The organism is Microbacterium mangrovi (assembly GCF_000802305.1).
GTDB lineage: Bacteria > Actinomycetota > Actinomycetes > Actinomycetales > Microbacteriaceae > Microbacterium > Microbacterium mangrovi.
The window spans coordinates 35,894-61,074 of the sequence record NZ_JTDK01000018.1 but is presented as its reverse complement, the minus strand read 5'-3'; the positions used below and the strand labels follow the sequence as shown (position 1 = coordinate 61,074).

Annotated in this window: 26 protein-coding genes; 9 read left to right on the top strand and 17 right to left on the bottom strand. The window is 70.1% G+C overall.

What is annotated here, in order from left to right; genetic code table 11:
* Positions 1-60: 60 nt before the first annotated feature.
* Both LK09_RS17610 and LK09_RS17605 read right to left on the bottom strand, forming a co-directional pair.
* On the bottom strand, positions 61-1,329 hold the full coding sequence (locus LK09_RS17610) for an IS256 family transposase (RefSeq protein ID WP_039402509.1): 1,269 nt from the start codon (positions 1,327-1,329) through the stop codon (positions 61-63).
* 201 nt (positions 1,330-1,530) lie between these two features.
* A complete protein-coding gene (locus tag LK09_RS17605) occupies positions 1,531-2,736 on the bottom strand; it encodes a tyrosine-type recombinase/integrase (protein ID WP_039402507.1) in 1,206 nt (401 codons plus the stop codon).
* Between the two features lie 156 nt (positions 2,737-2,892).
* On the opposite strand from LK09_RS17605, the gene LK09_RS21635 reads away from it, so the two are divergent.
* The 4 genes from LK09_RS21635 to LK09_RS21630 all read left to right on the top strand — a co-directional run bounded on the left by LK09_RS21635 (position 2,893) and on the right by LK09_RS21630 (position 5,949).
* Complete coding sequence (locus LK09_RS21635; RefSeq protein ID WP_156138885.1) at positions 2,893-3,477, top strand: hypothetical protein; 585 nt, start codon at positions 2,893-2,895, stop codon at positions 3,475-3,477.
* Complete coding sequence (locus LK09_RS17595; protein ID WP_231563141.1) at positions 3,474-4,706, top strand: serine/threonine-protein kinase; 1,233 nt, start codon at positions 3,474-3,476, stop codon at positions 4,704-4,706. The genes LK09_RS21635 and LK09_RS17595 overlap by 4 nt, the downstream gene beginning before the upstream one ends.
* A 334-nt stretch (positions 4,707-5,040) precedes the next feature.
* Positions 5,041-5,754: a hypothetical protein gene (locus LK09_RS17590; RefSeq protein ID WP_156138884.1), complete on the top strand. Its 714-nt coding sequence runs from the start codon at positions 5,041-5,043 to the stop codon at positions 5,752-5,754.
* Positions 5,755-5,778: 24 nt separating this feature from the next.
* Entirely contained in the window at positions 5,779-5,949 is a 171-nt protein-coding gene (locus LK09_RS21630) for a hypothetical protein (protein ID WP_156138883.1), read from the top strand.
* An 80-nt stretch (positions 5,950-6,029) separates the two neighbouring features.
* Here the strand turns inward: LK09_RS21630 and LK09_RS17585 are convergent, their stop codons facing one another.
* The 4 genes from LK09_RS17585 to LK09_RS17570 all read right to left on the bottom strand — a co-directional run bounded on the left by LK09_RS17585 (position 6,030) and on the right by LK09_RS17570 (position 9,693).
* Positions 6,030-6,257: an RNA-binding S4 domain-containing protein gene (locus LK09_RS17585; protein ID WP_039402499.1), complete on the bottom strand. Its 228-nt coding sequence runs from the start codon at positions 6,255-6,257 to the stop codon at positions 6,030-6,032.
* A gap of 38 nt (positions 6,258-6,295) precedes the next feature.
* Complete coding sequence (locus LK09_RS17580; RefSeq protein WP_039402497.1) at positions 6,296-7,876, bottom strand: hypothetical protein; 1,581 nt, start codon at positions 7,874-7,876, stop codon at positions 6,296-6,298.
* Positions 7,858-8,628: an ABC transporter ATP-binding protein gene (locus LK09_RS17575; RefSeq protein ID WP_039402495.1), complete on the bottom strand. Its 771-nt coding sequence runs from the start codon at positions 8,626-8,628 to the stop codon at positions 7,858-7,860. The genes LK09_RS17580 and LK09_RS17575 overlap by 19 nt, the downstream gene beginning before the upstream one ends.
* A 228-nt stretch (positions 8,629-8,856) precedes the next feature.
* Positions 8,857-9,693 carry a ribokinase gene (locus LK09_RS17570; protein WP_039402493.1) on the bottom strand — a complete coding sequence of 279 codons (837 nt, stop codon included), beginning with the start codon at positions 9,691-9,693 and terminating at the stop codon, positions 8,857-8,859.
* Between the two features lie 33 nt (positions 9,694-9,726).
* Here LK09_RS17570 and LK09_RS17565 point away from each other — a divergent pair, with 33 nt between their 5' ends.
* Positions 9,727-10,692: a nucleoside hydrolase gene (locus tag LK09_RS17565; protein ID WP_039402492.1), complete on the top strand. Its 966-nt coding sequence runs from the start codon at positions 9,727-9,729 to the stop codon at positions 10,690-10,692.
* A gap of 247 nt (positions 10,693-10,939) precedes the next feature.
* Here the strand turns inward: LK09_RS17565 and LK09_RS17560 are convergent, their stop codons facing one another.
* The 6 genes from LK09_RS17560 to LK09_RS17535 are packed head-to-tail and all read right to left on the bottom strand — an operon-like array spanning position 10,940 to position 17,774.
* Complete coding sequence (locus LK09_RS17560) at positions 10,940-12,616, bottom strand: thiamine pyrophosphate-binding protein (RefSeq protein ID WP_052226952.1); 1,677 nt, start codon at positions 12,614-12,616, stop codon at positions 10,940-10,942.
* A gap of 2 nt (positions 12,617-12,618) precedes the next feature.
* Positions 12,619-14,313: an amidohydrolase gene (locus tag LK09_RS17555; protein ID WP_039402490.1), complete on the bottom strand. Its 1,695-nt coding sequence runs from the start codon at positions 14,311-14,313 to the stop codon at positions 12,619-12,621.
* Positions 14,314-14,327: 14 nt separating this feature from the next.
* A complete protein-coding gene (locus LK09_RS17550) occupies positions 14,328-15,338 on the bottom strand; it encodes a C-terminal binding protein (protein WP_039402488.1) in 1,011 nt (336 codons plus the stop codon).
* Positions 15,328-16,110 (bottom strand): amino acid ABC transporter ATP-binding protein, encoded by a 783-nt coding sequence (locus LK09_RS17545; protein WP_039402485.1) that lies wholly within the window; start codon positions 16,108-16,110, stop codon positions 15,328-15,330. The genes LK09_RS17550 and LK09_RS17545 overlap by 11 nt, the downstream gene beginning before the upstream one ends.
* Positions 16,107-16,877: an amino acid ABC transporter permease gene (locus LK09_RS17540; protein ID WP_039402483.1), complete on the bottom strand. Its 771-nt coding sequence runs from the start codon at positions 16,875-16,877 to the stop codon at positions 16,107-16,109. The genes LK09_RS17545 and LK09_RS17540 overlap by 4 nt, the downstream gene beginning before the upstream one ends.
* A 33-nt stretch (positions 16,878-16,910) precedes the next feature.
* Positions 16,911-17,774, bottom strand: a complete 864-nt coding sequence (locus LK09_RS17535; protein WP_039402481.1) for a transporter substrate-binding domain-containing protein — start codon at positions 17,772-17,774, stop codon at positions 16,911-16,913.
* A 146-nt stretch (positions 17,775-17,920) separates the two neighbouring features.
* Here LK09_RS17535 and LK09_RS17530 point away from each other — a divergent pair, with 146 nt between their 5' ends.
* Positions 17,921-18,856 (top strand): Lrp/AsnC family transcriptional regulator, encoded by a 936-nt coding sequence (locus LK09_RS17530; RefSeq protein ID WP_039402479.1) that lies wholly within the window; start codon positions 17,921-17,923, stop codon positions 18,854-18,856.
* 16 nt (positions 18,857-18,872) lie between these two features.
* Here the strand turns inward: LK09_RS17530 and crcB (LK09_RS17525) are convergent, their stop codons facing one another.
* The 5 genes from crcB (LK09_RS17525) to LK09_RS17505 all read right to left on the bottom strand — a co-directional run bounded on the left by crcB (LK09_RS17525) (position 18,873) and on the right by LK09_RS17505 (position 23,106).
* Positions 18,873-19,256 carry a fluoride efflux transporter CrcB gene (gene crcB, locus LK09_RS17525; RefSeq protein ID WP_039402477.1) on the bottom strand — a complete coding sequence of 128 codons (384 nt, stop codon included), beginning with the start codon at positions 19,254-19,256 and terminating at the stop codon, positions 18,873-18,875.
* The gene (crcB, locus tag LK09_RS17520) at positions 19,256-19,687 is read right to left on the bottom strand and encodes a fluoride efflux transporter CrcB (protein ID WP_039402475.1); all 432 of its coding nucleotides are present in this window, start codon (positions 19,685-19,687) and stop codon (positions 19,256-19,258) included. Before crcB (LK09_RS17520) ends, crcB (LK09_RS17525) begins: the two co-directional genes overlap by 1 nt.
* Positions 19,684-20,181, bottom strand: a complete 498-nt coding sequence (locus LK09_RS17515) for a universal stress protein (protein WP_039402473.1) — start codon at positions 20,179-20,181, stop codon at positions 19,684-19,686. The genes crcB (LK09_RS17520) and LK09_RS17515 overlap by 4 nt, the downstream gene beginning before the upstream one ends.
* Positions 20,182-20,221: 40 nt before the next feature.
* Positions 20,222-21,505 (bottom strand): serine hydrolase domain-containing protein, encoded by a 1,284-nt coding sequence (locus LK09_RS17510; protein WP_052226951.1) that lies wholly within the window; start codon positions 21,503-21,505, stop codon positions 20,222-20,224.
* Between the two features lie 188 nt (positions 21,506-21,693).
* The gene (locus LK09_RS17505; protein ID WP_039402471.1) at positions 21,694-23,106 is read right to left on the bottom strand and encodes an ATP-dependent DNA helicase; all 1,413 of its coding nucleotides are present in this window, start codon (positions 23,104-23,106) and stop codon (positions 21,694-21,696) included.
* A 301-nt stretch (positions 23,107-23,407) separates the two neighbouring features.
* On the opposite strand from LK09_RS17505, the gene LK09_RS17500 reads away from it, so the two are divergent.
* The 3 genes from LK09_RS17500 to LK09_RS17490 all read left to right on the top strand — a co-directional run bounded on the left by LK09_RS17500 (position 23,408) and on the right by LK09_RS17490 (position 25,163).
* Positions 23,408-23,641, top strand: a complete 234-nt coding sequence (locus LK09_RS17500; RefSeq protein WP_039402469.1) for a FitA-like ribbon-helix-helix domain-containing protein — start codon at positions 23,408-23,410, stop codon at positions 23,639-23,641.
* Positions 23,638-24,051 (top strand): type II toxin-antitoxin system VapC family toxin, encoded by a 414-nt coding sequence (locus tag LK09_RS17495; protein ID WP_039402466.1) that lies wholly within the window; start codon positions 23,638-23,640, stop codon positions 24,049-24,051. Before LK09_RS17500 ends, LK09_RS17495 begins: the two co-directional genes overlap by 4 nt.
* A gap of 62 nt (positions 24,052-24,113) precedes the next feature.
* A complete protein-coding gene (locus LK09_RS17490; protein ID WP_052226950.1) occupies positions 24,114-25,163 on the top strand; it encodes a hypothetical protein in 1,050 nt (349 codons plus the stop codon).
* Positions 25,164-25,181: the final 18 nt, after the last annotated feature.

Sequence of the window (25,181 nt, the reverse complement as noted above, 5' to 3'; positions counted from 1 at the left end):
TCGTAGATGGTCAAGTCCCGTGTGGTGGTGTAACTCCGGTTGCTCCGTGATGGGTGGTTGTCAGGCGGTCAGGAGCAGGCCGAGGGTGGGGCTCTCGGTGTGCTCGTGGAGGACATGGGTGAGTTTCCGCATCGAGGTGTCGGAGAGGTAGCGGCGTTCGCCGTATTGCCATTCCTCGTGTTGTTCTTGCAGGACCGCGCCGATGAGGCGGGTCACGCTGTCGCGGTCGGGGAAGATCTGCACGACGTCGGCGCGGCGTTTGATCTCACGGTTGAGGCGTTCGATGGGGTTGTTCGACCAGACCTTCTGCCAGTGCTCGCGAGGCAGAGCCGCGAACCCGGTCAAGTCGGGTTCGGCGGTCTCGAGCATGGCCGCGATCTCAGGGAACGAGCCGCGAAGGCTCTCCACGACTTGCCGGTATTGCCCGGTCACGGCCTCGGTCGTGGTCTGCGCGAAGATCGTGGAGATCAACGCGTTCACCGGTTTGGAGCGGGCAGAGCCGAGGCGCTGGGTGATGTTGCGCGCGAAATGGACCCGGCAGCGCTGCCACCCCGCGCCCGGCAGGATCGCCTTCACCGCGGCCTTGATCCCGGCATGCGCATCACTGGTGACCAGGGCCACCCCGAGCGGATCGGTGTCGGTCGCGACCTTCAGGCCGCGCTCGCGCAGCGAGCGGAGGAACTCGGTCCAGAAGTCCGTGGTCTCCGCGTCCCCGAGCGCCATCCCAAGGATCTCCCGCCGCCCGTCACCGGACACCCCGGTCGCGACGACCAGGGCCTGGGACACGACCCGGCCCCGGATCCGGACGTCGAGGTAGGTGGCGTCGAGGAACAGGTACGGGAACCCGGTGTGATCGATCCGGCGGTGCAGGAACTCCTGCACGCCGTCGTCGATCTCGGAGCAGATCCGCGACACCGTCGACCGGCTGATACCGGAGTCGTTGCCCAACGCCCGCACGAGCTGGTCGACCTTTCGGGTCGAGACGCCGTCGATCCAGGCCTGGCAGATCACCGCGTAGAGGGCCCGGTCGACTCGGCGGCGGGGGTGCAACAGCGAGGGGAAGAACGATCCCTCCCGCAGCTTCGGGATGGCGAGGTCGACTTCCCCGGCCGGGGTCGCGAGGACCTTCGGACGGGTGCCGTTGCGGCGCGTGGTCCGCTCCGGGGTGCGTTCGTGCGGACCGGCGCCGATCTTCACGGTCGCTTCCGCGTCGATCAGGTCCTGCAAGCCGGCCTGCAGCATCCGCCGGAACACGTCGGAATGCGCGAGTTCGGGCTCGGCGAGGACTTCGGAAATGAGGGTCGCCAGGGCAGACTGGGTATGGGTCATCGTGGGATCTCTGCTTTGCTTCTTGCCGGAAACAACTGGGTCTCCCACGGTGGCCCTTCAACGTCTACGACGACGAGAACCCCGCGGGAAGTAACACCACGCTATGGGACTCACCCTCGTAGATGTTCTCAGGGCGCGCGACGAGGTCAACAATGCGGATACGGCTTGCACGGTTTCTTGCCCTCCGCAGCTTGTTGGCGCCTAGCCATCCACCCAGTTCGCGAGATGCTCAACCGCTCGCCGCCCTTCGGCGGTCAGCGTGTGCCGATATGGATCGGACGCTTCGGGGCTACTGTGCCCGCTGACGCCCGAGTAGGCAGCCCACGGGATTCCGGCGTGCTCGGACAAGGTCACGTACGTGTGGCGAAGCCAGTGGGTGGTCGCCCGGGGCTGGTCGATACCCGCGAGGCTGAGCGCGGCACGAAGGGCGAGGTTGTCGTCGACGTTGGTGCTCGCGGCCCCGTCGGGACGATGCCACACCAACCCGTGCGGGTTCAAGCCGGCATCCTCTTCGCGGAGCTTGCGCAACTGCGCGACCGCAGCGGTCGTGAGCGGGACCTGCCGGGCCGTGCCGTTCTTCGGTCGGACGAGAACGTGACGCCCTTCCAACTGAACCCACTCGAGGCCCGCCGCCAACTCGAGACGCCGAAGCGGGCACCCGCCCGCGGTCTTCTTCCCACACCTGCCGCTGCAGCCATGCTCGAACGTGCCCTCGGCGAGCGACCACGAGATCTCGGCGACACCGGCATCCAAATCGATGTCCTCCCACCGCAACGCGCGCGCCTCCCCGCTCCGCAGCCCAGTGAGCAGGGCAAGCGTCCACCGCGCATCGCCGACCGCCAGTAGAGCCTTCGCTTCCTCCCTCGTGAGCGACGACCGTGCCCGTCGGCCGCCCGTGCGTCGGGGCGGCGCGAGCCTGGCCACATTCTCGGCGATGATCCGCTCCGCTCGCCCGTACTCGAGAACGCTCACCAGCGTCCGGTGCGCACTCAAGACCGTCGAATCTCCGAGACCTCGCGCACGGATCGCGGCGTGCATGCGCCGCACGTCCGCAGGCGTCAGGTCTGCTGCGATGCGACGACCCAGCGACGGCAGCACATTCGCCTTCAGATTCGACCGGTAGGTCTTGATGGTGTGCGGCTTCGTCCGCGTCGACGCATCCGCGAGCCACTTGGCAGCCAACTCTGCGATGTGCGTCGATCGATCGAGCACCGTGCCCTGGGTGTCGCGCTCGCGAAGCATCGTGTTGAGCTTCTTGACCGCACCGTCCTTGGTCTTGGACATGCGAGCCTTCTGCAGCCGCTTCCCCGTGACCGGGTCGAAGCCCACGTCGAGCACCGCTCTCCACATCTTGCGGGACTCGACCCAGTACAACGCGCCCTGGCCGTGCTCGCGACTCTTCGGCATGATCGCTTCCTCACATCAGGTGTACACAACGGTATACACATGACTGTGCCGTGCGGTAGCGCTTCGTGCGATCCCGGTGCCAAAAACCGCGGAATTCCGCGGAATTTGAAGCCTCCGAGAAATGGCTGACAGAGTTGGGAAGTAGAAGTTCTGCCATTGAACGACAGCCCCGAGGACGTCGTGGTTTGCGGCGTCTCGTCCATACTCGCCAGGCCGATGCCGATCCCCTTTATCGAGCTCGGTGTCCGCATCGTCAGCGTTACCGTTGATGGTGGTGATGTCGGCCAGACGGAGCGGAGAGCGATCAGGATGAGACCCCGATGGGCGATCGCCGGCGCGCTTGCGCTCGCCCTGTCACTCAGTGGTTGCGCGAGCGGCGAGTCGTACTCCAGGGAGACAGCCGCGAAGCTGCAGAACGGGGTGTTCGCGGTGGCGCAGGCCGCCGGCACGCATGACCTCGCCGCCGCGCAGCAGAAGCTCACTGAGCTCGAACGCCTGAACAATGAGGCTGTGCGGCAGGGCGAGATCAGTCGCACCCGGCACGATGCGATCGCGGCGTCCATCACGACGATCCGTGCGGATCTCACGCAGCTGCAGGATGAAGCCGCGAAGGCTCGTCTGCAACAGCAGATCCAGGACCTCCAGCAGCAGCAACAGCAGCAGCAGCAACACCACCAAGACGAGAAGAAGCGGGGCGGCAAACAGGGCAACGGCGAAGACGGCAACGGCGGCGGCGGATGACGGGGACCAACGCAGTTCCGATGGGCTCGTCCGGCGCTGAACGCCTGGTCGCCGGTCGATACCGGCTGGTGGAGCCGATCGGTCAGGGCGGAATGGCCGAGGTCTATCGGGCGACCGACGAGACCTTGGGCCGCGAAGTGGCGCTGAAGATCTTCCGTGCCGGGAACGGGTCGGCGGAGCACCTGGCTCGCCAGCACGGGGAGGTTCGCCTTCTGGCGCGGCTCTCTCATCCTTGCCTCGTGACGCTGTTCGACTCGACGAGCGATGCGGACGGCCGAGTCGTGCTGGTCCTCGAGTTCGTCGCCGGCACGGACGCTCGGCGGCGGCTGCAGGACGGCCCGATCGATCCCGCCGGCGTCGCGGCGGCCGGGGCGGACCTATCGCGCGCACTGGCGTATATCCACAGTCAGGGGGTGATCCACCGCGACGTGAAGCCCGCAAACATCCTGCTGCCGGCGTCGAGTCACGCAGTCACGGCCAAGCTCACCGACCTCGGCATCGCGCGCCTCGTCGACGCGTCGAAACTGACCGCGACCGGCTCCGTCATCGGGACAGCGAGCTACATGAGCCCGGAGCAGGCCGTCGGGCGGCCCCTCAATTCCGCGACCGACGTCTACTCCCTCGGGCTCGTCCTGCTGGAACTGCTGACGGGGCACTGCGAATTCCCCGGAACCGCCGTGGAGGCAGCAAGCGCACGACTCGCGCGCGATCCGGTGATTCCCGCGCGACTCGGCCCGGCGTGGAGCGAGCTTCTGCAGCGGATGACCGCACGTGACCCCGCAGGCCGCCCAACGGCGGACGAGGTCAGCGCTCGCCTGGCCCAGATTTCGGCTGACGCGACGAGCATCTCTCCCGGTGCCCGCTCCGAGGCACCCGATGGAACGCGCACAGTTGCGATGACCGAGCCCCTGGGCCCGCAAACGGCGGCCGCGACCAAGGTCCTGCCGGCCGCCGCGGCCCCGCCTCTTCCGCCCAAGCCGCCGATTCCGGCGCAGACCCTGCTGGACCAGCAGGCCCAGCCCCGGACGCGCAAGCGCTCGAGAACCGTCGCAGTGGTCATCGGGGTCGGGCTCGCCGCGGCGACTGCCATCGTCATCGCCCTGGTCGCGATTCCCGGCAGCACGCAGCGCGTCCCCGACCCGGTCGGCAGCTATCCCGCAGTCAGCGGCCAGTTGGGCGAGCACCTGCAACAGCTCGAGCACCAGGTCTCCACGACGACCAGCCCCTGAACCGTCGGCGACGCTCGTCGCGTGGGCTCCGCTACATCGTCGAGGCGACTCGCAACCAGGGCTCGGCACGGCTCGCGACCGCCGCCGTTCCGCGCGCGGCGCCGTCTGCGGCAACGACGAAAGCCCCGACCCACACAAGCCAAGCTCCCTTGCACAAAGATTGCACAACCTCTACTCAAAACTCCGATCTGACTACTCAATCTCGCCGTATCTTCCGCCATACAGCCACGGCGCGGCGTACGACAGTCTCATGACTACATCAACGAAAAGTGCGTCCGGATCAGCGAAAGGGGCCATCGCCTGGAAACGCGCTCTGGCGGTTGCCGTTGGTTCCGTGGCGACGCTGACCCTCGCGGGATGCAGCACGATAGCGGTACCCACGGGTGGAGCGCGACCATCGAGCCATTCGGTCGAATCGAAGGTCGCGGTTGGCGTCTACGCGGCCGGTCAGGATGCACTCACGCCCGAGCAGAAGGAGAAGCTTGCTCCTCTCCCAGAGACGTCCGTTACCTACTCGCAGAACCGCAACCTGGATGCGGCTCGGGTCAAGGATCGATTGGAGGCGATCGACGCTCGGTACAAGGTTGGGCAAGCCTTCGACGCCGTGGACACGGAGTTCATACGGGCGTATGCGGCGCCCAACCAGGATGTGCTTGGATCCGGCACGACCGCCGAGCTGGCGGGGACGCAGGGATTCAGCGTCTCCCGCGGCAGCGGGACGCACACCTGCAAGATAGGTGGGACTGTCGGGCACTACGGTGGCCCGATCAACTACTCGTGGAAGGCATCCACCAAGTTCACCAGGGGCTCTGGGATCAAGGCGGCTACGCTCCATGCCTACGCGCGTGGGTACGGCATCATCGGAAGCCACGGCATCGGACTGGTCTACTCTTCGACTCCGAGAGTGACTACGACGTCAAGTTCCTATTACTTCAATCGGTCTGGCTCGTACAGCGCGTTGGAGGTGTACTTCACGATCTACGTCGACGCCTCGTGCTCGTACTCTTCGGGAAGCTACACAGTGAAGAGCCCGCTGGCCTGGGAATAGTCGCGGAGCTCAAAGAGGATAGCCATGAGCACTATGAACACCTACTCGGCGGCGCACCTGGTCACGCTGTTGTTTGCGATTGCCGTGATAGCCGCGCTCATCTGGGTCGTCGTCAAGAGCGTGCGGATGAAGCGTCCGCGCCGGTATGACGGACGTGGTTTTGATCGGCCCGACCACGAGGCGGACTTGGAATGAACTGGTCGCGGCGTGCTCGCCGGTCTGGAGTTCTGTCACGCGCAGGCGCACGCCACCCGGTGGCTGAGCACTCGGCATCCTCAGCGGGTGACGCGGACGCTGCGCTCCATGAACGTGACGATGTCGCCAGGCTGCAGCTGGCGTCCGCGCCGGCGGTCGACCTCGCCGTTCACCAGGACGTCGCCGTCGGCGATGGCCTCTTTCACCATCCCGCCGGAGTCCAGGAGCCCGGCGAACTTCAGGAACTGCCCGAGGCGGATGCCGTCACCGCCGATCGGGATGTCTTGGATGGAACCCGGATCTGCCATCCCCGAATGCTAGCCGAGGCGGCGCCCCGCACCGCACATCAGATCGGGAATGCCTTGATCCGCTGCAGAAGACTCGGCCCGGTGCGGTCGAGGATGCGACCACCGATGAACACGCCGGCGACGATGACGCCCGCCCCGACCACGACGCCCGTGACGAGGGCGACGACGCCGAGGGATGCGGATGCCGTCGCCGTCGCGACCACCGCGAGGATCAGGGCGGGTGCTCCCAGCACGAGCGAGGCGCCGAGCACGGCGAACACCAGCATCCCGCTTGCGAACGTCTGACCCGGCACCGTCTTGAAGGGACTGTCGCCCGCGCGGGGAACCGGCACGACGATCAGTGCGGACGACACCGCGCTGACGCCGTAGCCGACCAGGAGTAGCCCGAGCGCACCGCCGAGCACGGCGGGCAGATGATCCCAGCCGCCGCCGACCGCCGCGACGACGACCGCCACGACGATGACCGCGGGCACGCCCACGGAGGCGGCACCCAGCACGCGGCCCCACCGGTCGACTCGTCCGGTGATCCCCGAGGACAGCACCGCCGCGAACGCCGTGCCGTCGTACGAGACGTCTGCGTAGCCGGCGATCGCCAGGGTCATCGCGACGATGATGGCAGAGGCGCCGAACCCTCCGCCGTCCACTCCCCCGGTGAACGCGAACAGGGCCGGGAACAGCGGGACGAAGATGAGCTGGCGCAGGTAGCGGGGATCCCGCAGCCAGCCCGTGAGCGAGCGCGCCCACGTCGCGCCGACGCCGCCCGTCGGCAGCACACCGAAGAGTCCGAGTGTGCCCGCCTTGACGGCCTTCGTCGTCTGCACCGGTCGCGTCCCCGTCGACGCGTGCAACGCCCGCGCCCACCCGAACCACAGGGCAGCCAGGGTGCCGACCGCGATCACGACCTTAAAGAGGGCCGGCAGCCACGAACCGGCGGCGACATCGCCGGCCACCGCCCATGCGGCGCCGATCGGCGTCCATCCGAGGACCGTGCCCGCTGTGCCGAGCTGTGTCGGCAGGTCGCCGGCCGCGTCGAGCAGGCTGAGGATGCCCGTCGTGATCGGACCCGTCATGATCACGAGGCCGAGCACGACCGTGCCGACGATCTCGCGCCCCCGACGTCGGCCCGACAATCCCGACGACAGCGTGGTGACGAGCCGGCTGACCAGGACGCAGGTCAGCACCGCGATCACCGCCATCGGCACGGCCACGATGGCGGCCACGGGCCAGCGGATCCACAGCACGACCGACGACAGGGCGGCGATGCAGGTCGCGATTCCGGGGATGCCGGTCAGTCCCGTCCCGGTCAGCGCCACCATGATCTGGCGCGACGAGATCGGGAGCGGCGCCAGCCGTTCGGCATCCACCGTGGCATCCGCGCCCGCGACGAGAACCGGGCCGAGCGCCCAACCGAGAAGCAGGGCCGAACCGCCGACCACGGCGATCCCTCGTGCGGTGTCGAGGCCCTGCAGGATGCTGGCCGCCACCAGACCGGCGATGACCGCGCCCAACACCCACACGGCGCCCAGGATGCCGAAGACGAAACCCACCAGCTGCCAGGGGCTGCGGGCGAGGGTGTTGCCGAGGAGGCGGTACCGGAGCCTCAGGACTGCCGCAACCACTCCGGCCCCTCCGTGGTGTGACGGCCGCCGACGAGCGACACGAACCGGGACTGCAGGCTCTCGCCCGCACGCACCTCGTCGATCGTTCCGGCGGCGCGGACGCCTCCGGCGACGATGATCGCGACGTGGTCGCACATGCGCTGCACGAGATCCATCGAGTGGCTCGAGACGATGACGCTGCCACCGGTCGAGGTGTAACTGCGCAGGACGTCCTCGATGTTCGCGGCCGACACCGGATCGACGGACTCGAACGGCTCGTCGAGTACGAGCAGGCGCGGCGCGTGCACCAGCGCGCACGCGAGCGCGACCTTCTTCGTCATGCCGGCCGAATAGTCGGCGACCATGGTTCCGGCGGCACCTCGAAGGTCCATCAGGTCGAGAAGGTCGCTGACCCGCGGTGCGATCTGCGGACGCGGGATGCCGAACATCGTCGCCGTCCACGTGATGAGCTGCTCCCCGGTGAGCCGGTCGAACAGCCGCACCCCGTCGGCGAGGTTGCCGATCGTGCGCTTGGCCTCGACGGGATGCTGCCAGACGTCGATGCCGTGGACCTGGGCTGTGCCGGCATCCGGCCGCAGCAGCCCTGTGGCCATGGAGAGGGTCGTCGTCTTGCCCGCGCCGTTCGGACCGACGAGCCCGAAGAAGGAGCCCGGCGGCACGTCGAGGTCGAGGCCGGCCACGGCGACCTTGTCACCGAACCGCTTGACGAGCCCCGACAATCGCAGGGCGGGTACCGCTGGTGCTTCTTCCACACTTTCGACCCTAACGATCCGCGCGGGCCGCTCCCGAGTTATCCACAGCCCCGCGTCCGGCTCTGTGTCGCGGGCGCCACGTCGGCGGGGCTCGGCTCACGCGGGTCGCCGATGCATCCGCACCCGTTCCGAACACCCGCGCGAAAACGCAGCACCCGCGGCGACACCGAACACCCGCGCGAGCGCGGCGGCGGCCGCGGCGACGGGGGTGGCGGCGGTGGCGCCGACTCAGGCGTAGCTGGCGAGTCCGCGCAGCGGGGGCTGGGCGCCGACGTGGGTGACGGCATCCGCCCCGACCGCGCACGCGGCGCGCAGGGCGTCTTCGTGCGCCCATCCGGCATGCACCGCGAGGGTCAGCGCCGCGCAGAACGCATCGCCCGCCCCGACCGACGACACCGCCGCCACCGTCGGCGCCGCGGCGGACGCCACCTGCACGCCGCGCTCGAGCATGATCGCGCCCTTGGATCCGTGGGTCACCGCCACGAGCCGTGCGGTCGCCACCTCGGGCAGGGCCGCGTACTCGGTCTCGTTCACGATGATGAGGTCGGCGCGCTCGATGAGCTCCGCGGACAGGTGGGATGCCGGTGCCGCGTTGATCGCGAGGAAGCCGGGCACCGCCGACGCCAGCGCCTCGACCGTCGGCAGCGGGATCTCGAGCTGCGCGAGCACGGCCTCGTCGGGATCGAACCGCACGCCGTCGATCGCGACCGCGGCGTTCGCACCGGGGACCACCACGATGTGGTTCTCGCTGGCGGCATCCACCGTGATGAGCGCGGTGCCGGTGGGCTCCTCGCCGAGCCAGATGCCGGCGGCATCCACCCCGGCATCCATCAGGTTCTGCAGCATCGCCTGCCCGTCGGGGTCGTCGCCGACTGCACCGATCATCCGCACCGGGGCATCCGACAGGCGCGCCGCCGCCACCGCCTGGTTCGCGCCCTTGCCGCCGGCATCCCGGCGCAGCGCATGCCCGAGAATGGTCTCACCGGCCTGCGGGAGCTCCGCGACCGAAACCGTGATGTCGGCGTTCACGCTGCCGACGACGCACAAAGGGCGAAATGATGCCATGAGCCCATTCCACCACGCACCTCAGGAGAGCACATGACCGAGCGCATCCCCGTCTTCCTCGACTGCGACACGGGCATCGACGATGCCGTCGCACTGGGATACCTGCTGCGCTCCCCCGCGGTGGACCTCGTCGGCATCGGAGCCGTGTCGGGAAACACCGACTCATCGCAGGCGGCGCGCAACACGCTCGACCTGCTCGGGATCGCCGGGGTGACCGGCATCCCGGTCGCCGTCGGCGCCCACCACCACTTCTCGCAGGACTACCGCGGCGGCGCGGCGCACGTGCACGGCGACAACGGCATCGGCGGGATGCAGCTTCCGCGCTCCGAGCAGGAACCGGATGCCCGCACCGCCGTCGAGCTGCTGATCGACCTGTCGCATCAATACGCCGGCACCCTGCACGTGCTCGCCGTCGGCCCGCTCACCAACATCGCCCTGGCGCTGCAGGCCGATCCGACGCTCCCCTCCCGGGTCAAGGCGTTCACCGTGATGGGCGGCGCCTGCCTCGCGCCCGGCAACATCACCGCGGCGGCGGAGGCCAACATCCACAACGACCCCGAAGCGGCCGCGTACGCGTTCGCGGCGGAGGTCACCGCGCAGTGGGATGCCACGCTCGTCCCGCTCGACGTGACCATGCAGCACACGCTCGAAGAGCAGCACCAGCACGCACTCGCGGCATCCGACGACCCCCTCGCCCGGGTGCTCGCCGAGATGCTCGACCACTACATGGACTTCTACCGCCCGATCTTCGGGCGCCGCACGTGCGCGCTGCACGACCCCCTCGCCGCCGTCATCGCCGCCGGGGAGATCGGCCTGTCCGACGCGCCGCGGGTGCCGCTCGAGATCGACACCGCCGACGGCCCGGCGCGCGGCGCGACGATCGCGGACCTCCGCGGCATCCATCGCGGCACCGGGGATTCCTCGCGCGGCGGGGTTCGCATCGTGCGCGCGGTCGACCGGCCCGTGATCGACGTGCTGCTGGACACGATCCTCCGCTGACGCCGGGCGCCCGGGGTTGGGCCGGGGTTCTGCCCTTCGACAGGCTCAGGGCGCCGATCCGTCACGAGCGGCGGTCTCAACGGTGCGTTCGTGACGGATCCTCGCGAGCCCGTTCGCGAACTGCCGTCGCGGTGCTCCGCGCCTCCCTGCGCTCCGCTGTCCTGGATTGCACACGACCGCGCGTTTCAGGACAGCGGAGCCCGCGCGCGCGGGACCCGCGGGCCGCGAGCGGGGCGCGGACCGCGCGCTACGCGAACAGCCGGGCGGGGACGTGCACGAGGTTCACGCCGCCGGCATCCAGCGCGTCGCGGATGACACCGTCCAGGTCCGCCGCCGCCTCGACGCGCCGGCCGCGACCGCCGAACGCGTCGGCGAGCGCCGCCCAGTCGGGCTGGGCGAGGCGCACTCCGACGGGCGGGATGCCGCGGTCGGCTTCGTTCTGCTGGATCTCCGCGTACCCGCCGTTGTCGTAGCAGACCACGGTGATGTCGACGCTCTGCTCCACGGCGGTCGCGAACTCCTGCACGGCGAACATCAGCGCACCGTCGCCGACGACGCACACCACCGGCTGCGCGTGCTCGCCGCGCGCCCGTTCGGCGACGGCGGCGCCGATCGCCGCGGGCAGGCCGTAGCCGAGGGTGGCGTAGGCCGGGGTGTAGAGGAAGGCGTGCGGCTCGTCCTGGCGCACGGCGCTCGCCATGCCGAGGTAGGTGATCTGCGACGAGTCCCCCGCCACGACGGCGTCCGCCGGCAGGGCCGCCGCGATCGCCCGCGCGGCCCGGTCGGTCTCCGGGTGGAACGCGGATGCCTCCGCCGCGCACGCGGCGCGCACCGCGTCGAGGTCGGTCCAGACCTCGCCCGTTCCGGGGCCGACGGCATCCCGCAGCTGCATGACGACCGCCTCGGCGTGGCCGACGAGCACGACGTCGGACAGCACGTTCTTGTTCCCCTGGCTGGCCAGCACGTCGACGCGCACCACGCGTCCGGCCGGGCGGACCACGCCGCCCCACAGCTCCGCCTCGCCGATCTTCGCACCGACGATCAGCAGCACGTCGGAGCCGTTCACGACCTCGCGCGCAGCGTCGAGCCGCAGCTCCGCGCCCACCGCGAGCGGGTGGGACTCCGGCACCACGCCCTTGCCGTTGAGGGTGCTCACGACGGGGGCGCCGAGCCGCTCGGCGAGCGCGGTCAGGGATGCCGCGGCCCGCGTTGACCCGCCGCCGACGATGATCGCCGGCTTCTCCGCCCCGGCCAGCAGGGCCGCGGCCCGCGCCACGGCGTCGGCGTCGGCCGGGGAGAATCCGGGATGCGGCCGCGCCTCCCGATCCGCGGCGGGCACGTCGGCCGCGGACTCCAGCACGTCGAGCGGGATCTCGATGTGCACCGGACGCGGGCGCTCGGTGCGGAACAGGTCGAACGCGTCGTGCACGGCGGCGACGGCTTCGGCCGCCGTCGTCACGCGCCGGCTCCACTCGACGATCGCGCCGGATGCCGCGAAGGCATCCTTCGTCTCGTGCAGCGTGCCGATGTCGGCGAACTCGGCGCCGAGCGGGACGCCCGGCGACAGGATGATGAGCGGCCGCGACTCGCAGTACGCGGTGCCCGCCGCCGACAGGGCGTTGAGCAGCCCCGGCCCGGACGTGGTGACGACGACGCCCGGCATCCCGGTGCGCTGCGCCCAGCCGTCGGCCGCGTATCCGGCCCCCTGCTCGTGGCGCGAGGTCACCGCGTGCATGCCGAGGCGGCCCAGGTGCCGGTAGAACTCGAGGTTGTGGGTGCCGGGGATGCCGAACACGGTGTCCACGCCGTACGCGCGGATCGTCTGCAGCACCGCCAGCCCGGCGTTGTCGATCGCGACGCCGGCGGATGCCGCGGCGTGCGCTTCGGCGGCATCCACCCCGTCGAGGAGAGTCACTGTCGACATGGTCACACCCCCGCTTCCACGCGTGCGGCCTCGAACCGGAGAGTTCCGTCGACCCAGGTCTGCAGCACGGCGATGCGGCCGATCTCGTCGGGCACCACCTCGTCCACGTCGATGTCGAGCACGGCGAAGTCGGCGCGCTTGCCGACCTCGAGCGATCCCAGGTCGTCCTCCCGCCCGATGGATCGCGCGGCCTCGATCGTGTGTCCGCGCAGGGCGGTGCGCACGTCGATCGCGAGGTCGTCGGGTCCGAGCTTGTGCCCGCGCCGGGTGATCCGGGTGACGGATGCCTGGATCGCCTCGAGCGGCCGGGGCTCGGCCACCGGGGCATCCGACGAGATCGTCACCGGGACGCCGGCACGCACGAATTCGCCGAGCGGGTTGAACCGCTCGCCCGGAGTGCCGATCGCCTGCTCCACGCCCTCGCCCCAGTTGTAGTAGTGCTGCGGCTGGTTCACCGGACGGATGCCGGCGGACGCCATCCGCGCGATCTGCTCGGGGGTCGGCAGCCCGCAGTGCTCGATGCGGTGGCGGGCATCCGGCCGGGGGTCCGCCGCCTGCGCGGCCTCGATCGCGGCGACCACCATCTCGATGGCGGTCGGCGACTGGGCGTGGGTCGCGGTCTGCAGCCCGACCTCGTGGGCGCGGCGGATGAGCTCCGCGTACTCGGCCGGCTCGTGGTAGAGCTGGCCGGTGCGGCACGGGTCGCCGACGTAGCCGTCGGGGAAGTACGCCGTCCAGCCGCCGAGCGTGCCGTCGGCGTACAGCTTGATGCCGGCGAAGCTCAGCTGCGCGTTGCCGAACTGGCCGCGCAGGCCCATGTCGAGGGCTTCGTCCAGCAGGTGCGACAGGAGATACATCGACACCCGCAGGTGCAGGCCCTGCCGTTCGGCCAGGCGCAGGTAGGTGTCGAACTCGCGGCTGGAGACCTGGCAGTCGCCGATCGCGGTGACGCCGCCTTCGAGGAAGTTGCGCTGCGCCGCCTCGAGCTGGCGCACGTGCTCCTCGGGGGCGTCGCCGAGGTGGAAGTTCGGGCCGTGATGCCCGATCTTCACACCCCGCACGCCGGTGAGGATGTTGCAGGCGGCGTCCGACAGCTCGCCGGTCAGCTCGCCGTCGGCATCCCGGAAGAACTCTCCCCCCTGCGGGTTGGGGGTGTCGCGGGTCACGCCGTACGTCTCGAACGTGAAGCTGTTCACGACCCCGCCGTGGCCCGAGGCGTTCATCAGGTACACCTCGCGGTCGGTGGCGACCTCGTCGAGCTCGAAGCGGGTGGGATGCCGGCGCTCGGCGAGGTTGCGCTGCTCGTAGCCGTACCCGCGCACCGGAAGCCCCGCGGGTGTCCGTGCCGCCGCATCCTGCAGCAGCGCGACGATCTCGGGGATGCTGCCGGCCTTCTCGGGTCCGCAGTCCACCCAGCTCATCATCTGGCCGAGCATCAGGGGGTGGGCGTGCGCGTCGATGAACCCGGGAACGACGACCGCGTCGCCGAGGTCGTGCACCTCGGGCTCCTGCGAGGCGTAGCGGGCCGCGGCGTCCCGGCAGTCGGCGAGGGTGCCGACCGCGGCGACGAGGCCGTTCACGACGAGCATCGCGGTGGCCACGGTGTCGGCGTCATCGAGGATGCGGATGCGGCGGGCGACGACGATCTTCGCGCCCTGGTCGTCGAGCGCGCGATCGGGCAGGGAGAGCTTGCGCATGGGAGGCTTTCGGGTCAGTCGGCGACGAGCGCGACGGGTCGGTTGACGGGGGTGTTCGGCGTGCCGCCGGTGAGCCACGCGACGACGTTCTGCGCCTGCATGGTCGCGTAGGTGCGGCTGGTGCGCGTCGACAGATAGGCGACGTGCGGGGTGAGCACGACGCGCCGGTGGGTGCGGAAGGGGTGGCCGGCGGCGGCCGGCTCGGTGGTGAGCACGTCCAGTCCGGCACCGGCGAGGTGCCCGGAGTCGAGGGCGGCGAGGAGGGCGTCCTCGTCGATGAGCCCGCCCCGGCTGACGTTGACCAGCACCGCACCCTCGGGGAGCGCCGCGAGGAAGCCGGCATCCACGAGGCGCGCGGTGTCGTCGGTGAGCGGCACGTGCAGCGACAGCACGTCGCTGGATGCCAGCAGCTCGTCGAGCTCCACGCGCCGGATGCCGACCTCGGCGAGCATCCGGCGCGTGTCCTCATCATCGGGCAGGTGCGGGTCGGAGCCGAGCACCTCGCCGAACATCGGCGCGGCGAACTCGGCGAACCGGCGGCCGATCCGGCCGAGGCCGAGGATGCCCACGGTGCACTCGGTGGTGACCTTCGGCGCCTCGTCGAAGCGCCATCCGCCGGCACGCACGCCCTGTGCGGCACGGTCGACCGACCGCGCCGCGAGCGCGAGGCCGAGCGCGTGCGCGGCGACCTCGTCGGTCGCAGCGCCCAGGATGTTCGCCACCCAGACGCCGGCATCGGTCGCCGCCGGCACGTCGACGTTGTCGACGCCCATCGACAGCAGCGCGACGATCCGCAGCCGGGGAAGCCGCGCGATCAGCTCGGCGGTGATCGGCGCGTACCCGACGAGCAGGGCCTCGGCATCCTGCGCGGCCGCGACGATCTCGTCGGCGTCGCGCGTCTCCAGGCGCACCACCCGGAATCCGGCCTGCTCGAGGATCTCGATCCCCGGCGCGGGGTCGATGTCGTCGGTGTCGGTGTAGACGGCCAGCGGCGATTCAGTGGACAGTGCCGTTTCAGTGGACATGGCTGAGGAACCTCTTCGTGCGTTCGTGCTGCGGGTTGTCGAAGAACTCGTCGGGGGATGCCTGCTCCACCAGCACGCCCGAGTCGAACAGCGACACCTCGTCGGCGGCGCGGCGGGCGAAGCGCACCTCGTGGGTGACGACGATCATCGTCATCCCCTCGGCGGCCAGCTTCTCCATGACGTCGAGCACCTCGCCGACCAGCTCCGGGTCGAGGGCCGACGTCGGCTCGTCGAAGAGCATCACCTTCGGGTTCAGCACCAGGGCACGGGCGATCGCGACGCGCTGCTGCTGCCCGCCGGACAGCTCCGACGGGAAGTGCCCGGCGCGTTCGCCGAGGCCCACGCGCTCCAGCATCCCGTACGCCCGCTCGCGGGCGTCGGCCTTGTCGGCCTTCTGCACGTTCGTCAGGGCGAGGGCGACGTTGTCGAGCGCGTTCATGTGCGGAAACAGGTTGAACCGCTGGAACACCATGCCGATGTCGCGGCGCTCCACGGCGAGCTTGCGCTCGTGGTGGTGCCGCGGCCTGCCGGCGTCTCCGGTGGAGCCGATACGACTGCCTTCGAGCAGCACCTCGCCGCGGTCGGCGGGCTCCAGCAGCGCCATCAGGCGCAGCATCGTGGACTTGCCCGACCCGCTGGGGCCGAGCACGGCCTTGACCTCGCCGCGGTGGATCTCGAACTCGACGCCCTTGAGCACCTCGAGACCCTCGTAGCTCTTGTGCAGCGCCTTCACCTGCAGCGTCGGGGTCGCGGTGGCGGTGACGGTGGTCATGCGTTCACTTCCTCTCGCTCGCCGCGGGCCTTTCGCACCGCGATCACCTGCGTCTCGGTGGCGGTGGTGCGCAGCAGCTTGCGGCCGGCGCGCGAGGTCCACGCGAACTTCTTCTCGATGCGGCCCTGGATGAGCGTGATGATCGTGACGATGACCAGGTAGTAGATGATCGCGACCGCGTAGTACTCGGCATAGCGGAACGTGACGTTCACGCCCACCTGCGCCGTGGTCAGCAGCTCCTGCAGCGAGATCACCGACGCGAGCGACGAGTATTTCACCAGGCCGATGAACTCGTTGCCCGTCGGCGGCAGCGCCGTGCGGATCGCCTGGGGCAGGATCACCTTGCGCATCACCGAGCCGGGCGTCATCCCGAGGGCGCGGCCGGCCAGGCCCTGTCCGTCGTCGACGCTCGAGAGGGATGCCCGGATGATCTCGGCCATGAAGGCCGCCTCGACGAGGCCGAGGCCCACCGAGGCCGCGATGAACGGCGAGTACCAGTCGCCCTTGAACATCGGGATCAGCTGCGGCAGCGCGTTCCACATGATCAGCAGCACGAGAAGTGCCGGGATCGCGCGGAAGAACCAGATGTACGCGCCGGCCGCGGCGCTGCCCCAGCGGTTCGCGGACGTGCGCCCGAGAGCCAGGAAGAAGCCCAGCACGGTCGCGATGACAAGCGCCACCGCGGCCACCCCGATCGAGAGCAGGGCTCCCCAGAGGTACTGGGGATTGAGCAGCTGCTCCCAGAAGATGTGCGGATCGAAACCCATGTCAGAAGACTCCGTTCGTGATCGGCGGGGCGATCACTTGGAGACCTCGAGCGTCGCCGGGTCGAGGTTGTACTGCTTGGCGATCTTCGTGAGGGTGCCGTCGGCGTAGAGGGCTTTCAGCGCCTCGGCGACGGGCGCGCTCAGCTTGTCGCCCTTGCGGGTGAACACGCCGAAGGTGGTCTCGGACGGGAAGACGCTGTTGGATGCCACCGCGAGCTTGCCGGAGTTCTGCGACGCGATGTACGCGGCGCCGACGTTCGTCTCGACGAGCACGTCCGCCTTGCCGTTGAGCACCGCGAGCACCGTCTGGGCGGTCTGCGGGTAGTTGCTCTGCGAGATGGCCTTCTTGCCGTCGGCGACGCACTTCTTGGACAGGTCGGCGACGTCGGACGAGTTCGCCGACGCGGACTGGGTCACCACGCGCAGGCCGCAGAGGTCTTCGGCGGTGCTGAGCTTGGCGGCCAGCGCGGGGGCGGCGACGGCCGCGGGCCCGGCCTGCATCACCGGCGAGGAGTCGGAGATCGCCTTGCGCTTGTCGCTCTGGTAGAGCCCGCTCCAGACGATGTCGCAGCGGCTCGCGTTCAGGGCCGGCATGAGGCCGTCGAACGACGTGGCGCTGAGCTTCGCGGTGACGCCCCAGTGCGCGGCGAGAGCGCGCACGCCGTCGGCGTCGAAGCCGACGATGTCGCCCGAGGAGCCGTTCTTGTAGTACTCGAGCGGGGCGTACTCGGGGTCGATGCACGCGGTGAGGGTGCCGGCTTCGAGCAGGCCCTCCGGGGCCTTCGAGTTCGCGTTCGCCGCGCCGGCGCCGGAGCCGCCGTTCGACGAGGCCGAGCAGCCGGTGAGCAGGAGTGCGGCGGTGGCGACCGCCGCGAGACCGAGGACACGCAGATTCATGGTTCTTCTCCAATGAAGAGTCGGGATGCCGTGTGGTGACGATCATGCACCGCTCAAACCCGTGTGTCAATACATGTTTGCAGAATCATCCCGTTTGTATCGCAAAGTTGCATCCCTGCGGTTCCGCCATGCGATACGGTGTCTCCGTGGACGAGATCACCGAGGGCGCGATCGGCCTGCTGCGGCGCGACGGACGCGCGTCGTTCAGCGATCTCGCGCGCCGCCTGGGAACCACGCGCGCCAACGTGACCCGCCGGATCGGGCCGATGCTCGACGACGGCTCGCTCCGCGTCATCGCCGCCGTGCACCCGCGCCTGCTCGGACTCGACGTGCTCGCGCACTTCATGGTGCGGGCCGAGGGCGACACCCAGGAGCTCGCCCGGCAGATCGCCAAGATCGACTCCACGGTGTTCATCTCCGAGATCACCGGCCCCATGCAGCTCGTCGTCGAACTGCACGTCACGACCCTCACCGAGCTGCAGAACGACCTCCGCGCGGTCCGCGCCATGCCCGGGGTCATGGAGGTCGCGGTGATGCTGTACGAGCGGATGCTGCGCAGCTTCTTCCTCGGCGAGGAGCCCACCCTCTTCGCGCCGGCGCTCGACGAGGTCGACCTGCAGATCATGGAGCTGCTGCAGGTCGACGGCCGTCTCGGCTACGCCGAGATGAGCGAGCAGGTGGGGCTGTCGATCAGCGGATGCCGCACCCGCGTCACGCGCCTGCTGGATGCCGGCGTGATGCGCATCGGCGCGGTGCTGCTGCGCGAGCAGGCGGATGCCGAGGGCCTCGCGTTCGGGTTCGGCATCGGACTCGACGGCGACGACGAAGCCGCCCTCGAACTGCTGCTCGCCGAGCCCACCCTGGAGTTCTGCGCGCGCGGCGTCGGCCGCTACGACATGGTCGCGACCATCACCTTCCACTCGCTGGCCGAGTTCACCGATCTGCTCGCCCGCCTGCGCGCCACCCCGGGCGTGCGCCAGGTCGACCAGTGGATGCATGCCCGCATCCACCAGGAGCGCTACCAGAACAGCCTCCACCGCATCCGCGCCGCCCGCGACGCGGAGGCGGACCGGGCGCTCTGATCCCGGCCCCTGAGGTTCAGGCCGTCAGGCCGCCCAGCCAGAGTCCGAGGGCGGCGGCGATCAAGGAGCCGGCCAGCATCCCGAACGCGTTCAGGGCGGATGCCCGCCACCGCCCCTCCTGGGCGAGGCGCACCGTCTCGAGGCTCGCCGTTGAAAACGTCGTGTAGCCGCCCAGGAACCCGGTGCCGAGGATCAGCCGCCACTCCGACGGCAGCGCATGCGCCAGCGCCAGCCCGGTCACGAGTCCGAGCAGAAAAGAGCCGGTCACGTTGATGATCGTCGTGCCGACGGGATACGCGAGCCGCACCCGGGCCTTGACGAACCCGTCGAGCACGAACCGGCATCCGGCCCCGACGCCGCCGGCGACCGACATCGCGACGATCACCCACAGCGCCGCCATCAGCGCGCCCCTCCGCGACGCCGCGCGACCGCCGCGCCGACGGCGATGCCCGCGACGGATGCCGCCGCCCCGACGAGCACGGTCGCCAGGCCGTAGAGCGCGCTCGGCCCGAACTGCGCCGTCAGAAGCAGCCCGTCGGTGTCCACCGCGAAGGTCGAGTACGTGGTGTACCCGCCGAGCACGCCGGTGCCGACGAGAAGCCGGGCGGTGCGGCGCCGGCCCTCGTCCGGACCACTGCGCGACAGCGCCTCCAGCAGCCAGCCGAGCACGAACGCGCCGGACACGTTGACGACGAAGATGCCCAGCGGCATCCCCTGCCACGACGGGATCACCAGCGACAGCAGGTAGCGCAGCAGGGTCCCCACGGCGCCGCCGAGCACGACGAGCCCGATCGCCGTCCCCCGCAGATGAAGCGGCCGGTGCGGACTCACGCGCCCGCACCCGGGCCCGGGTGGGGGTCGCCGACCGGGACGACGAGCACAGGTCGGTGCTGCCGGTGGGCGAGATGCGTCGCGACGGACCCCTGGAAGAACTCGCGCAGGCCGCCGCGCACCCCGGGCTCGTGGGTTCCCACGACGATGAGGCGGGCATCCAGCACGTCCGCCAGGTGCGCCAGCGCGTGCGCGGGATCGCCCGCGAGCTCCCGGCCCGACCAGGCCACGTCGCCGCAGCCGGACGCGGCGAGCACCTCGCGGATGTGCGCGGTCAGCTCCTCCGGGAACACCGCATCGGGCTGCCCGGGCAGGTCGGGATCGATCGGGCGCGAGTGCACCGTGCCGTCCGGATCCTCCGACACCGCGTACTGCCCGCGGTCGACATGGCCGCACACGAGCTCCGCGCCGAGGTCACGCGCGAGACGACCGGCTTCGACGAGCACGGCGGGAGGCATCCGGTCTTCCACTCCGACCACGATCACTGCGCCCACCGCGTCTCCCTCCGTGACACGCCAGCCTACGGCGCCGGGATCACTTGCGGCAGACGGCGTTCGCCTGGACGGCGGCGGCGTACGTGTCGGCCGTCCACGGCAGGCCCGCGGCGGGTGCGGTGCTGCTTCCGGATGCCGGGGCCTTCGAGGCGATGGCCGCGAGCTGCCAGGCGAGCGACAGCGCCGTCGTGGAGGTCGCGGTCGAGTTGTTCAGCACCACCGCGACCGTGAGTCCGCTCACAGGCTCCGAGAAGGCCGCGGTCAGGTAGCCCGGCGACTTGCCGTACTGGCCGATGAGGCTGCCGGCCTGGAGCGCACCGCCGGCCGCCGTGAACCAGACCGGACTGGTCGGGCTCACCGCGAGGGCGTTCTGGAACCGGCTCTTGTCGGACACGAGGGCGCCGGTGGCGAGGGCGCGCACGTAGGTGCTGAGATCGGTGATGTCGGTGACGACCCCGGAATCGGTGGAGCTGTACGTCGCGGACATCGTCGTGACGTCGGTGGGCGCCTTGCACTGCAGAGCGCCGTTCGAGCTCCGTTGCACGGCGTACCCGGGCAGCGCCTCGGAGCCGCCCGCCACGGGCGGTGCCGCGGCATCCCCCGGCAGGGTCGTGTGCTGCAGGCCCAGCGGACGGAACACCTGGTTCTGCAGGATCTGCGCCGGGGTCTCGCCGGTGGCCTGTTCGAGGGCGAGACCGAGCAGCAGGTAACCCGCATCCGAGGGGACGTACTTGGTGCCCGGCGCCGCGCTGGACGCGTTGCCGAGGCCGTACGACACCAGCTCACGGGCGCTCCACTGCCGCGCGGGGTTGGCGACCTCCTGGGGATACAGCTGGCCGCCGTACGATCCGATGCCCGACGTGCTGTCGCACAGGTCGCCCAGCGTGGCGTCCTTCAGGGACGAGATGCCGTCCATGTAGTCGGCGATGCTGTCGGTGAGCTTGATCTGTCCGGATGCTGCGACGCGGTACAGCGCGTCGCAGGTCATGGCGCGAGTGATCTGCCCGGCACGGAAGGTCATGTCGGTCGTCACCGGAGTCTTGCCGCCGGGGGTGGTCGTGCCCAGGCCCGCCGTCCACGTGCCCGCCCACGGCGCCGTCACGGTGACGATCGCGCCCGACGAATCGGTGGCCTTCATCGCGGCCTGCACGGCCCCGCTCAGCTGCTTCTGCACGTCGGCGGGAAGCGACTTCGTGGTGACCGGCTGGGGTGCTGCGGCCGCGCCGCCCACGCCGCCGGTGCACCCTGCCAGTGCCACGCCGGCGACCGCGATGGACGCGACGACGGCCATGATGCGAGCGATGTGCCGACCGCTGCCTGTCATCGGCATCCTCCCCCCGACGATGTCCACCCTCATTGAAACACAAGGTACGCCGAGGATTACCTGTACGACCGGCGGGAACGCCGTCACGGCGAACGGTTCCGCCCTCCGTCACGCGGGCTGAGCCTGTCGAAGCCCAAGAACCCTCAGCTCATGCCCTTCGACAAGCTCAGGGCGCGAGGTTCTCGCGCTCAGGATGTGACGGGAGGAGCCGCCGGGGAGGATGCGGCATCCGGCGCCGCCGGCGGGCGATGCACGCCGGCCATGAACCGCCGCACGTCCGGGTCGACCTGGATGTCGCGGGGCCGCAGCGGACGCGACAGATACAGCCCGTCGAGGGTCGTCAGCCGCGACAGCGCGACGTACGTCTGCCCGGGGGCGAAGGCGCCCGATCCGAGGTCGACGATCGCCCGGTCGTACGTCTTGCCCTGCGACTTGTGGATCGTGACCGCCCAGGCGAGGCGCAGCGGGAACTGCGTGAACTCGGCGACGATGTCCCGGCTCAGGGTCTTGGACCCGGGGTCGTAGGCGTAGCGGATGCGCTCCCACACGGCCGGCTCGACCTCGTGCTCCTCGCCGTCGACGTCGACGAGCACGCTGCCGCCCGCGATGCGCGTGACGGTGCCGATCGTGCCGTTCACCCAGCGCGGCACCTCGCCGAATCCGGCGCCGGTGTCGTTGCGCAGGAACATCACCTGCGCGCCGGTCTTCAGCTGCAGTTCCGAGTCGGCCGGATAGTTCGCCTCGCCGCGGCCGAAGTCGCCGTTGATCTCGGCGCGGGCGGTCAGCGCGCGTCCCGGGAGCGCGTCGAGGTGGCGCTTGTTGATCGAGTTGACGATGTCGTTGCGGGTTGCCAGCGTGATGATCGGCGGCTCGTCGGGGGTGGGCTCGGGCGGGCGCCGGGCGCCGGTGTCGTTGAGCACCTTGGCCATGTCGGCGGTCACCCGGCCGTAGCGCACCGCGTTCAGCAGCGCCTTGAATCCGTCGTCGGACTGACGGTGGATGTCGCGCAGTTCGCGGATGTTCAGCTCGGCGCCGTGCTCGCCGATGTCGAGGATGCCGTCGGTCGCCGGCTTGCCGGTCCACACGTGCGCGTCGAAGAACCAGAACGAGCGGTAGTGGTCCTGCACGTAGCGCGCCTCGTCGCCGCGCGGCGGCACGGGCGCGAGCTGGTAGGGGTCGCCGAACATGACCACCTGGACGCCGCCGAACGGCTCCCCGCGGCGGCCGCGAGCCTGCCGCAGCGACCGGTCGATGGCATCCATGAGGTCCGCGGAGACCATCGAGATCTCGTCGATGACCAGGGTGTCGATGGCGTTGAGCACCTTGCGGGTGGCATCCGACTGCTCGATCTGCCCGTTCGCGATGAGGCCGATCGGGAGCCGGAACAGCGAGTGGATCGTCTGGCCCTCGACGTTGAGCGCGGCCACCCCGGTGGGTGCGCACACCGCGATCTGCTTCTGCGTGTTGTAGGCGAGATGGTTCAGCAGGGTCGACTTGCCGGTGCCGGCGCGCCCGGTGACGAACACGTGCTCGCGCGTGCCCTCGATGAGCTCGAACACCTCGCGCTGTTCTGCGGAGAGTTCGGGCCGGGAAAGAGACATCCCGTCCATGCTAGGCCCGGGGATGCCGCATCGCCCCGTTCTGCACAGGACCTGGCGCTTCGCACCCGGGCACTCGTCGCGATTCGCGAGGGCGGCCGGATTCCGTGACGAGCGAACCGCGACGAGGTCGCTCACTCGTCACGATGTGCAGACGCGAGCGCAGATCGTGACGAGTGAGCCCGCGGTGGGGACGCCGGGTCGGGATGCCGGGGCGGGATGCCGGGTCGGGATGCATGCGCGGGAGGCGTGATGCACGACGATGATTGCAGTGATATCATTGCAATCATCGAAGGGCGATGAAATGGCGAGCATGACGATCCGCAACCTCGACGATGAGACCAAGGCACGGCTGCGCGTGCGTGCGGCCCGCCACGGACGATCCACCGAAGCGGAGGTGCGGGCGATCCTGACGGCGGCTGTGAGCGGCGCCGAGGTGAGTCTCGGCACACGATTCGCCGAGCTGTACGCGAACCTCGGGCCCCTCGACGTCGAACCGCGGACGGAGGCCGCCCGCGCGGTGGACTTTCCCCGGTGATCGTCCTCGACACGAACGTCCTGTCCGAGTTCACGCGGTCGGTTCCCGAGCCTCGCGTGGTCTCCTGGCTCGATGCACAACTGAGCGATGATCTGTTCATCACGTCGATCACCGTGTTCGAGATGAGACTCGGGCTTGCGCTGCTTCCGCCGAGCGCCCGGAAGCAGCTTCTCGAGGCCGCCGTCTCCAAGCAGATCGCGTCCTTCGGCACCCGAATCCTGCCGTTCGACGCCGAGGCCGCGGCGGCCTGTGCCCTCCTCACCGCGCATCGTCGTGCTCTCGGGCGGCCGATCGCACTGCAGGACGCGCAGATCGCGGCGATCGCGCTGACGCACGGCATGGCGCTGGCCACCCGCAACACCCAGGACTTCGACGAGACGGGTATCGACCTGCTCGACCCGTGGGGCTGACCGACCCGGTTCCGCGGCATCCGGATGCCTGAAGGATGCCGGTTCCATGACACACTGAGCGTGTGAGCGCGGGGGTGCCACGCCCGCACCTGGCAGGGGACCTGACCGCGATCGGGGGGCTGATCGCGGTCATCGTCGCGGCCACGATCTTCGGCGGCTTCGCGGCGTATCGCGCCCTGTACAGTCCCGCCGCGTTCGTGACGAACTACCTCGATCTGCTGGCATCCCGCCACGCGGTGGAAGCCCTCGCCGTGCCGGGCGTCGCCATCGACCGCAGCCAGCTCTCCGCCGCCGGACTCCCGCAGGATGCGTCCGACGCCCTGCTGCGCCAGGCCGCCCTGGCATCCCTCACCGACATCCACGTCGTCTCGCAGAAGCAGGCAGGCGATCACACCGAGGTCACCGTCGCGTACCGCGCCGGCGGATACCCCGGACGCACGACCTTCGACGTGGTCCGCAACGGCTGGATCGGCATCGTCCCGGGCTGGCGCTTCGCGACCAGCCCGCTGGCCGTCGTCGACCTCACCGTGCACGGTTCCGCCGACTTCCAGGTCAACGGATTCCCGATCGACAAGCGGCAGGTCTCCACCGCGGGTGTCAGGGCGGATCTCGCCGCGCCCGTGCATCTGCTCGTGTTCTCCCCCGGCCTGTACGCGGTGCGCGTCGACACGTCGGCCATGAGCTCGCCGACGAAGGCGCTGCTGTCGGACGCACCGTTCCGGCGCACCGCGGTCGAGGTGCAGGCCCGGCCCACTCCGGAGTTCCTGTCGGTGGTGCAGCAACGGGTGGACGAGTTCCTCACGGCGTGCGCGCGCCAGCACGTGCTGCAGCCCACGGGATGCCCGTTCGGCACGCAGATCGACGACCGCGTGGCCGAACCCCCGGACTGGTCGATCGTCAAGCAGCCTGTCGTCACCCTGATCCCCGACGGCGAGAACTGGGCGATCCGCTGGGCTCACGCCACGGCGCACGTCACCGTTCCGGTGCAGTCCCTGTTCGACGGCTCGATGAGCACCGTCGACGCCGACGTCCCGTTCGGGGTCACCGGGTCGGTGTCGGTCGACGCCGACGGCCGGGCCACGATCGAGATCACCGCCACCCCGAACGACTGACCCGCAGCAGCGCTCGCT

Coding starts and splice junctions, on each gene's coding strand:
- LK09_RS17610 (WP_039402509.1), bottom strand. CDS start 1,329: ATGACCCATACCCAGTCTGCCCTGGCGACCCTCATTTCCGAAGTCCTC.
- LK09_RS17605 (WP_039402507.1), bottom strand. CDS start 2,736: ATGCCGAAGAGTCGCGAGCACGGCCAGGGCGCGTTGTACTGGGTCGAG.
- LK09_RS17595 (WP_231563141.1), top strand. CDS start 3,474: ATGACGGGGACCAACGCAGTTCCGATGGGCTCGTCCGGCGCTGAACGC.
- LK09_RS21630 (WP_156138883.1), top strand. CDS start 5,779: ATGAGCACTATGAACACCTACTCGGCGGCGCACCTGGTCACGCTGTTG.
- LK09_RS17585 (WP_039402499.1), bottom strand. CDS start 6,257: ATGGCAGATCCGGGTTCCATCCAAGACATCCCGATCGGCGGTGACGGC.
- LK09_RS17570 (WP_039402493.1), bottom strand. CDS start 9,693: ATGGCATCATTTCGCCCTTTGTGCGTCGTCGGCAGCGTGAACGCCGAC.
- LK09_RS17565 (WP_039402492.1), top strand. CDS start 9,727: ATGACCGAGCGCATCCCCGTCTTCCTCGACTGCGACACGGGCATCGAC.
- LK09_RS17560 (WP_052226952.1), bottom strand. CDS start 12,616: ATGTCGACAGTGACTCTCCTCGACGGGGTGGATGCCGCCGAAGCGCAC.
- LK09_RS17555 (WP_039402490.1), bottom strand. CDS start 14,313: ATGCGCAAGCTCTCCCTGCCCGATCGCGCGCTCGACGACCAGGGCGCG.
- LK09_RS17550 (WP_039402488.1), bottom strand. CDS start 15,338: ATGTCCACTGAAACGGCACTGTCCACTGAATCGCCGCTGGCCGTCTAC.
- LK09_RS17545 (WP_039402485.1), bottom strand. CDS start 16,110: ATGACCACCGTCACCGCCACCGCGACCCCGACGCTGCAGGTGAAGGCG.
- LK09_RS17540 (WP_039402483.1), bottom strand. CDS start 16,877: ATGGGTTTCGATCCGCACATCTTCTGGGAGCAGCTGCTCAATCCCCAG.
- LK09_RS17535 (WP_039402481.1), bottom strand. CDS start 17,774: ATGAATCTGCGTGTCCTCGGTCTCGCGGCGGTCGCCACCGCCGCACTC.
- crcB (WP_039402477.1), bottom strand. CDS start 19,256: ATGGCGGCGCTGTGGGTGATCGTCGCGATGTCGGTCGCCGGCGGCGTC.
- LK09_RS17510 (WP_052226951.1), bottom strand. CDS start 21,505: ATGACAGGCAGCGGTCGGCACATCGCTCGCATCATGGCCGTCGTCGCG.
- LK09_RS17505 (WP_039402471.1), bottom strand. CDS start 23,106: ATGTCTCTTTCCCGGCCCGAACTCTCCGCAGAACAGCGCGAGGTGTTC.
- LK09_RS17500 (WP_039402469.1), top strand. CDS start 23,408: ATGGCGAGCATGACGATCCGCAACCTCGACGATGAGACCAAGGCACGG.